Origin of the sequence: Nocardia sp. NPDC050793 (assembly GCF_040654065.1) — a bacterium.
Lineage (GTDB): Bacteria > Actinomycetota > Actinomycetes > Mycobacteriales > Mycobacteriaceae > Nocardia.
Map to the genome: position 1 here is coordinate 1 of NZ_JBFAHG010000043.1, position 1050 is coordinate 1050.

The 1050-nt window shown below is 67.0% G+C and carries 2 protein-coding genes; both read left to right on the forward strand.

What is annotated here, in order from left to right:
• Positions 1-421, forward strand: a 421-nt coding sequence (locus AB0H50_RS35630; protein WP_357461699.1) for a MauE/DoxX family redox-associated membrane protein, incomplete at its 5' end; no start/stop codon positions are given.
• 43 nt (positions 422-464) lie between these two features.
• Positions 465-1050, forward strand: a 586-nt coding sequence (locus AB0H50_RS35635) for a redoxin domain-containing protein (protein ID WP_357461701.1), incomplete at its 3' end; no start/stop codon positions are given.

Here is a 1050-nt window from a genome sequence, read left to right on the forward strand (position 1 = left end):
GGTGGGAACCGCATTGATCCTCGGGATCGCCGGTGTGTGGGCGGCCTCGGGCGCCGCACTGCTGTTCGCCGCCTTCACGTTCGGGCTGACCGTGAACCTGGCTCGTGGCCGGCGTGACCTCGACTGCGGATGCTTCGCGTTCTCCGCCCACGAAGTGCCACGCATCGGGTGGTTCCACGCGGCCCGCGCGGCATCGTTCGCCGTCACCGCACTCGTCCTCGCGGCGACCCACCCGTCGGGGATCGCTCCGCTCGAACAGCTCATCGGTGCGTCGGCCGGCTTGCTGATCGTGCTCGCCGTGGTCGCGGTCGTGCAGATCCGATCGGTCGTGCACTTCGGCCGCCGTCCCGTCGACGACTACCTGACCTCCGGATCGATCAGATTGCGCGCAGTGAGCACCGAGTCGAAGTACGGCTCGTAATCCCCTCTCCGCCGACCCTTTTGCACAGATAGGACTGATTTCGATGACAACATTTCTCCTGGTGGCCGTCGTGGTGCTCACCGTGGCGGTCGCACTGCTGTTCCTCATGACCCTGGCGCTGGCCCGTGAGATCGGTCGTGTTCAGGTGCGCCTCGGGCCGCTGGGCGCGCGGATGATGGACACCGGCCCGAAGGTCGATCAGGCCGGCCCCTCGTTCGCCGGACTGGTCGATCACGTCGGGCGGTCGGTGCGCGTCGGAGGTCACCGCGACAAGGCGCAGCTGCTCATGTTCACCGCTCCCAGCTGCAGCACCTGCAAGAGCCTGCTTCCCGGTCTGCGTGCAATGGCCCGCGCGGAAACGGATCTCGACGTCGTCATCGTGTCCGACGGCACCCCCGAGGAACACCGGGAGTTCCTGGCCGGCAGCAACATCGGCGACGAACTGAGCTACGTCGACGCTCGCGACGTCGGAATCGCCTACCAGGTGGGCACCACACCGTACGGGGTGATCCTCGACGAGCACGGCAAGATCCGCGGTAAGGGCCTGTGCAACCACATGGCCCAGGTCGAGAGTCTGCTCAACGCTCTCGAGTCCGGCACTCCGTCCCTCCAGCACCTGCATGCGCAGG